5 protein-coding genes and 1 tRNA gene are annotated in these 7,596 nt (G+C 38.4%); 2 read left to right on the top strand and 4 right to left on the bottom strand.

Going from position 1 to position 7,596, the window contains the following annotated elements:
• Nucleotides 1-233 precede the first annotated feature (233 nt).
• Entirely contained in the window at nucleotides 234-1,043 is an 810-nt protein-coding gene (locus KBF71_03190) for a cytochrome c oxidase subunit 3 (GenBank protein ID MBP9877322.1), read from the bottom strand.
• 164 nt (nucleotides 1,044-1,207) lie between these two features.
• A complete protein-coding gene (locus tag KBF71_03185; protein ID MBP9877321.1) occupies nucleotides 1,208-1,915 on the bottom strand; it encodes a PEP-CTERM sorting domain-containing protein in 708 nt (235 codons plus the stop codon).
• Between the two features lie 272 nt (nucleotides 1,916-2,187).
• Here KBF71_03185 and KBF71_03180 point away from each other — a divergent pair, with 272 nt between their 5' ends.
• The gene (locus KBF71_03180; protein ID MBP9877320.1) at nucleotides 2,188-3,882 is read left to right on the top strand and encodes a hypothetical protein; all 1,695 of its coding nucleotides are present in this window, start codon (nucleotides 2,188-2,190) and stop codon (nucleotides 3,880-3,882) included.
• A gap of 214 nt (nucleotides 3,883-4,096) precedes the next feature.
• On the opposite strand, the gene KBF71_03175 is transcribed toward KBF71_03180, so the two are convergent.
• Both KBF71_03175 and KBF71_03170 read right to left on the bottom strand, forming a co-directional pair.
• A tRNA-Ser gene (locus tag KBF71_03175) sits at nucleotides 4,097-4,186 on the bottom strand.
• An 85-nt stretch (nucleotides 4,187-4,271) separates the two neighbouring features.
• Entirely contained in the window at nucleotides 4,272-6,962 is a 2,691-nt protein-coding gene (locus KBF71_03170; protein MBP9877319.1) for a hypothetical protein, read from the bottom strand.
• A gap of 116 nt (nucleotides 6,963-7,078) precedes the next feature.
• Between KBF71_03170 and KBF71_03165 the strand changes: the two genes are divergently transcribed.
• On the top strand, nucleotides 7,079-7,513 hold the full coding sequence (locus KBF71_03165) for a GNAT family N-acetyltransferase (GenBank protein ID MBP9877318.1): 435 nt from the start codon (nucleotides 7,079-7,081) through the stop codon (nucleotides 7,511-7,513).
• Nucleotides 7,514-7,596 lie beyond the last annotated feature (83 nt).

Raw genomic sequence — 7,596 nt, 5'->3', positions numbered from 1 at the left:
CTGATTTTAGGTGTTGTTCGTGCGTTAGCGTGTAATTTTATTTGCATTTGCGTATCCTCTGATGACTAAATAATTTATACCTAATAGCACATTACAAGAGTCTTGGCAATCATCCGTTACTATACACGAGGCGAGGATCCAGGAATCTCTCAACGAAAACCAATCCAATTTATTGTTTTTACTGGATTCCCGCCTTCGCAGGAATGACAACTTTGGACATTGCGTCTACTCTATCAAGCTGCAGAACCCCACCAGTAAACAGCTGTAAACAAAAAGAGCCAGACAACGTCAACAAAGTGCCAATACCATGCAGCAGCCTCAAAACCAAAGTGATCATTCGGTGTGAATTGACCCTTTGCATTTCTGAACCAGCAGACAATCAAAAAGATTGTTCCGATTAACACATGGAAGCCATGGAAACCCGTTGCCATGTAGAATGTTGATGAGTAAATACCATCTTTAAAGCCAAAACTTGCATGATGATACTCATAAGCCTGAAAACAAGTAAACATCACACCTAGTAGAATGGTCAACAATAAGGCGCGTGATGCTTCTTTTTGCTTCCCATCAAGTATCGCATGATGCGCCCAAGTCACTGTTGTCCCTGATAACAATAGAATCAAGGTCATTGTAAAAGGCAGTTCAAAAGCATTAAAAGGCTTGACTGTTGCAGGAGGCCAGACATGACCAATCGCCTCAGTCGGGAAAAGGCTCGCATTAAAATATGCCCAAAAGAAAGCCACAAAGAACATCACCTCAGATGTAATAAAGAGGACCATCCCATACCGTAACCCTAATTTTACAACTTTGGTATGTAGCCTTAAAACAAAGGCCTCTTTAATCACATCACGCCACCAAATATACATCATCACGAGGACGGCAACAGCACCAAGCCCCAGCACAAAATGAATACCATCATGGATAAACAAAACACCTCCAAAAGCAAGAACACCTGCAGCAATTGCAGCAAGCAGGGGCCATGGACTAGGATCTACAAGGTGATAAGGATGAGCGAGTTCAGATTTTGAATCAGATTTTGACATGAATACCTCTTTTTTGATCATTTCTTCTTTTTATTATTTTGATTCTGGAGTCGATTCTAACAGTGAATTATTAAAAAATGGAGCAAAAAATGCATCGAATTATTATTCTTTTTTGCAAAAAAAAAGCGCCCCTTATGGAACGCTCTTTTATTTATTGATAGACATTACTTACGACGATTATATCCAGCTGCCGCAATAATACCCATCAAGCTCATACCGAGCAAAGCTATTGAACTTGGTTCTGGCGTTGCCACATAAATTCTAAACTCAGGATTGGTATCCTCTGTCCCATTCGACCTAAGTCCTGGAAGCACCCCATGTTGGCCATAGAATTCAAATTGAACATACTGAATGATTTTAGAATCGCCTGGCTGGAAATCAACTGTAAAGACTTGTGAATCACCATTCACAACCGTCTTAATCCCAAATACGCCTGCCGGACCTGCCACAACTTCAAATAAAGATGTATCTGTTACGGAATTTAAATCAGGGTTGAAGAATCTGAAACCATAGGTCCAAGGTGATTCATTTTCATTTGATGTAAAGATCTTAATACCATCATAGGCTGATAAATCTACAGCCACTGGCAATGCATATCGATGAATGGAATAGTCTGTGAGAGCACTGAAATCAGCCTGAAATGGATAGGTAATTGAAAAGTCTTGATACGTTGTATTATTCGTCCCATTCGATCCATATGGATTTGTAGGAGTTGAATCAAATACCTGTGTTGGAGCAAACAAAACTTTTTGCCAGGTTGCAATATCAAACTGATAATAATTTGCAGCTTCTGCTTGAGCAGCTGTCATTAGCGCAACAAAACTAACACCGATAGCCGCGATTCCTTTTTTCAATTTATTTTTATATGTCATTATTCTCTCCTTGAATTGTTATATAATTCGCTTTATCTGCAATAGAGACCATCTACGAACTTACCCTTCTAGATGCAGAAATCGTGCCATGAATAAAAATCAACAAAAACATAAATATAGAATGACAAGCACCCTTTCACATGTCAAATTATGCAAAAGATAATAACGAATTGTTTTAAATACGAACAGTCTATATCAAAAACAAATTAAAACATTTCCATCAGAAATAAATATGATCGATAATCAATCATATTAATAATAGGGAGCGAAAAATGAGTATAATGTCTGGCGCTACGATTGTTCAGCAAGCAGAAACTATCAATCATGAGGGTGTTTTAGGTGCATTCGATATTGTTCTTTGCGCCGATACAATAAACAACTCGGGAATTTTAAAAGCTTCTAACCGAATAACCATTGTTGGTAATTATCTTACAGAAGTAAACGGCAATCTTACTGCCCGAAAAGTGGAAATTTTTACATCTTTACAAGATTTAATCATGAAAGGTGCTCAATATGCTGATGGGAAAATTCCTGGTAAATCGATTGATGATTCTATTGAATTATTAAATCATGCTCTTCAGCTAAATACAGACTCTGTTTTAAACATTTTAAATCAAGCAGAAGAAGTTGTTATTTTCGATAGACTGATAGAAACATTTTTAAAATATAGCCCTCAGCAAACATCCACACAAAAGGCATTATCTTCTTTTTTAAAGATTATTGGAGCGCAATACGATCAAGATAAAATTCCAGGTAAAAAGGGCGAAGCTAGTAAATTATTAGAAAGAGCAGCAGAACTGATTCCAAAAGATGACATGTCTGATTATAATGCACTCGTACGTGAAGCGCGAAGAAGACGCGGAGGATATCCGAAAGAATTCTATCCAAGCTCAGATGATGAATTTTCAAACGATATTCGAGCAAAATATGATAGTGATTCAGACGAAGTTGATTTTACATCAGATGACGACGCATCAAGCGATGAATTCTTAGGACGCGCTCAAAGACATCAGCACGACTATCCTTGGAAAAGCCACTTTTCTACAGAAGATGATCTAGGCCCCAAAAGCACCTCATTAAATTCTATCATTGAAGTTTTAACAGGAAAAATACCAGGAACGACACTTGCAGATGCATGCACAACACTTGAAGATTTAATCAAGAAAGCTCTAATGAACACCAGCACGCCTCCTTTGTTAGATATGAATTCCTTGTTAGATAAAGTTCTCGAATCTACTGCAAATGAAATTCAGTTAAAAAACAATCTAACTTACATTCTAGCTATTCTCGGCAATCCATTTCCAGATGGTGAATTCCCTGATGATCAGCTTGAAGATACTATTCTTTATTATGAAAAACTCTTAGCAATCAATCCTGATTTTGAAGTCACAAAAAAACTATTATCAAAAGCACTGAACTCTTTAGGACTCTATTACTGCAGTGGCGAAGCGAAAGAGAAAACGATAGTAGATGGGGCCGCAACTTTAGAAAGAGCTTATGCACTATCCCCAAGTGAGCTTTCAAAAACCAATCTTGTCGGCATTTTAAATACTCTCTCTTTTGAATGCGCAGAAAATAAAATTCCCGAAAAAGGCCTGATTGATGCCCTTGCATATCTTGAAAAAGGCTACGCAATCGATCCAAACTATGAACCCATCAAAACCAATCTTGTCGGTGTTTTAAATATACTTGGCGTCAAATCTGCAAATAACCAAATTCCAGGAAAAAATATTTTAGACGCATGCAACTATCTTGAAAGAGCTGTAACTCTAGATCCAAATAAAGGAGCAATCAAAGATAATTTTGTAAACGTTGCATTTCAGGCAGGACAATTAATCATGCTCGGCCAAATTAAGAAAATATGTAACAATAAAGCCGTTGCTAAAACCTGGCTCCAAAAAGCCCGTCAGTATGCCCCAAATAATCAAGATCTTAAAAAGTTCTACCATATGTTTTGGAAGCACTAATCACATCTGCTTCCTGGACAGAAATGTATCTAGGAACTTAAGCCTAAAGAAGAACTTGATGTTGCGGGCTTACCAGCGGAAGATTTAGCGTTGCTGGCCTGTCAGCTGAAGCCACTATATAGGCTGGCCTGTCAGCTGAAGCCACTATATAGGCTGGCTCGTCAGCTGAAGCCACTATATAGGCTGGCTCGTCAGCCGAAGCTTTAGCGTAGGCTGGCGGAGGGAGTGGGATTCGAACCCACGTTACGGGTTAACGTAAACACGCTTTCCAAGCGTGCGCCTTCAGCCACTCGGCCATCCCTCCGTAAAAGAATCTTCAGATATTACATCACAAAATGAATTTTTACACGAAAAAAATCAAGAAACTGTTCTTTTAAAGGCAAACGAGATTACTCCACTGTCTCAATCTTTATTTTCAAATCAGGACAGCAATTTGATAAGCGCGCTATCTGCTTACGTGATTTAAGCTTCCCTTTTATAATCAGAACTTTCATTTTGCCAAAAATCTCCTTTAATTGATCATCAGCCTGCCTCTTCATTAAATCCAGAACATCGCCACCTACAACCAAAGTTTCAATAGACTCCATTCGCCTCAATACTCTTTCAATGATAGAGGAGTATGTTGTTGTACTGAATATGGATAAATAAGCCAGCGGCCTTGATAAGGCTTGCTCATCCAAGGCATCATTTTTTACCCTTTCTGTGATGAGACATTTATCCCAATTCAAACGTTCTAATGATTGTGCCACTTTAAACAACCGGATGATAAATTCCTCAGAAATACGGGTCTCTGAAACATCAAGCTCACGCAATTGACCAAAGACAACACGAAACTCTTCGTCAGATAATGAGGCATTCACCTCTACAATACTCCAACATTGATTCAGATTAAGAGACTGTAAGTTTTGAGTCGCCTTTAAAATTTTTATGATCGCCCTTATATCTCTAAGAGCTCCTGACACATCTAGCAGGGTTAAATTGGCAAATGCTCTCTCTAAGACCTTTTCATCAATAGCGAGCACAACATCATTCAATGTACTGCATTGTGCCAATCGTAATTCCGTTAACGTTGTACAATGGGTAAAAAGCTTTCTGAGTGCTCTCTCGCTGATAAATTTCTCTTTTAAATTGAAAGAGCATAGAGAGCTAAACCCCCTCTGAAACTCCTTAACGCTCAAATTATCAAAAAGAGCCGATACATTTTCCACATGATCCGCATCGAATTTTTCAAAAGAAGATGTCGATTTTAATAGCCGATATATCAATATATCTTGTTTTGCATCGCTATCAGATTCAAACATCTGGACACCATCAATGACTCTACCCATATGTTCATCTCGTATAAAATTCACAGCTTCATTCTGTAGAAATACGACATCAGGCAATATACCTGGAAGATAATTCAGCAAATAACCAACAATTTCAGGCGGCAAACACTGTGCAAGAGGCTCAGCCAATCTTGCCAAACGCAATAGAGCTTCTTCAGATAACCCTTCAAGATCGGCCTCCGTCATGCCCACAATGCCCCTCCCTTTAAAAGAAAGACTCTCTAAACAACATGCTGCCTCAACAAATTGACAAAGAGCCTCAGCGTTCTCTAAGAAATCACTATGTTCATAAGTAAGAACACGAAGCCTTCCGAATATATCTCTGAGCACCTGAGGAGATCGATTGCGCACAAGAGTCTCATTAAGTTCTCTGTTATTAATTACATTCAAATGATCTATATTCACAGCATATTTCATGATTCTGACAAAGGCTGCTTCAGACATCCCCAGATTATACAAATGTAACCGCCTTATTTTCCCAAAAAGCCGCTCCATCTCTTGACAACTCATCATCATGATTTTAGCTGAAAATTCAGCAGTCATCATCAATGACACCTCTCTCAAGTGAGGCATGAAACCAAGTAATTTTATGACCATATCTACTGGCTGACCCCTTTCCAAATCAAAATAAAGAACACGCATATTTTGAAACATGCTCTGCAAAGACTGATCAGGAAAGAGAGGAACACTTGCAAGCAACGATCGCAAAGGAACATAAAGCTCTCTTAGCGAGAGACTTGAGGACAATACACGCATCAAATCAACCGGCGCGATCCGTTCAATCCTCAATATTTTGACGACATGAAATATCTCCCTCATTTCTTGATCTGAGAATGAGGAGAGAAAATCCGATGCGCCTTTAATCTCGACATCAACCAAGGATTGCGACATCAGGCATTTTTTGAATGTACTACTCTCTTTTTCAGGCAAGATGTAACTAGTGATAGTCAGCTCTTTGAGCTCTCCAAATAATCTCTTTTGCTCCTCCTCTGTCAGTGATTTCTGAGCCACTTGCATCGGAACATTAAAATAAAGCCTCTTGAGTGCTTTTCCTTGATAGAGCGTCAATATTCTGACAATTGCCGCAGGATCAAGACCAATTAGCCAAAAATCAATATCCTGAACAGATGAAAGCACCTTTTGTAAATCTTCATCCACTATCTGGGCTATAAAAGGAGTCACTATCAATTTTTTCATTTGTGACTGCAAATGAAAACGCATACCTAATTGATTGATAAAATCATGAAATGCACTATTCTCCGCTATCATACTCGGAAGAGCACAACTATCAAGCTCTCCAAAATAAGCTGCAAATTGCTCATCAGGCATATTCAAAAGCGTTGGACAAATCGATTCTTGAAGATAGAAAGCAACATGTTTTAAAGCTGGTGCATTCACTTCTTGACGTGCTGACATAAAGTCTAAAAACCTTTTGCTATTCGGCACTTCCCAATGAAAACTCAAGGCATCAAAATGAGTCAAAAATAGGGATCTCATAAAAATGTGTTGACTATAGACAGTAATCATAAAGACCGAATGCAAAGCAACAACTTTTGTAAACTCTGGACTGCTCGCAAACTCCTTGCTCACCTGGCGCAGTAATAGCAAAATTTTATAAGGCGTTCTTGTGGAAACTTTTGCAATACGCCCAATCAAATGAGCGTTGTTTTCAACCGAGAATTTTTTCATATAGAAAACAAAAGGACTCGCTTCTGTGCTATGCGTTCTAACACCTTCAATTGCACCAACCATCTGAGATCCTCCTTATAGCATTCGATCAACAATGTTCAGTACGATAAAGTCTTTACCTTATTTGTCAAATAAATTATGATGACCTGTCTCTATAAAACAGGCCCAGAAATCAAAAAATGAAACCTTCCCTTTTTAAAATTCTCACAAGCAATGCAGAAGAACAAGACTCAATTCTCAAACACCTTTCTGCATTTAACAGAGACAAGCTCAATATAAAATCTGAGAAACCCTCAAGCCTTCCTTTGAATTTTCATATTAAAAATAATGGCGTAATTATCGGCGGCATTAACGCAAATCTCTATTTCCTTCAGAGCATTCTTCATATCGATCATCTTTTTGTCGATGAAGCCTATCGCGGCCTTGATTTAGGATCAAAACTCTTGAATCATGTTGAAGAGATAGCAAAATCAAAAGGCGCAAGGTTAAGCCACTTAGATACTTTTGATTTTCAAGCAAAGGATTTTTACCTAAAACAAGAATATGAGGTGTTCGGCATTCTTGATGACTGCCCAAAAGATCATCAACGATTCTATATGAAAAAAAGCCTTTAGAGGTCTTGAGATCACAGAATTGATTGATAAAGAGTTATAAGAGAGATTTATAAATACCGTCATGGTGAGGAGCGTAGCGACGC

The sequence above is a fragment of the Alphaproteobacteria bacterium genome, assembly GCA_018063245.1.
Classification (GTDB): domain Bacteria; phylum Pseudomonadota; class Alphaproteobacteria; order JAGPBS01; family JAGPBS01; genus JAGPBS01.
This window is presented reverse-complemented; position numbering and strand designations above follow the sequence as displayed.

What these genes read in the sequence shown, in the direction of transcription:
- KBF71_03190 (MBP9877322.1), bottom strand. Translation starts at nt 1,043, where the DNA reads ATGTCAAAATCTGATTCAAAATCTGAACTCGCTCATCCTTATCACCTT.
- KBF71_03185 (MBP9877321.1), bottom strand. Translation starts at nt 1,915, where the DNA reads ATGACATATAAAAATAAATTGAAAAAAGGAATCGCGGCTATCGGTGTT.
- KBF71_03180 (MBP9877320.1), top strand. Translation starts at nt 2,188, where the DNA reads ATGAGTATAATGTCTGGCGCTACGATTGTTCAGCAAGCAGAAACTATC.
- KBF71_03170 (MBP9877319.1), bottom strand. Translation starts at nt 6,962, where the DNA reads ATGGTTGGTGCAATTGAAGGTGTTAGAACGCATAGCACAGAAGCGAGT.
- KBF71_03165 (MBP9877318.1), top strand. Translation starts at nt 7,079, where the DNA reads ATGAAACCTTCCCTTTTTAAAATTCTCACAAGCAATGCAGAAGAACAA.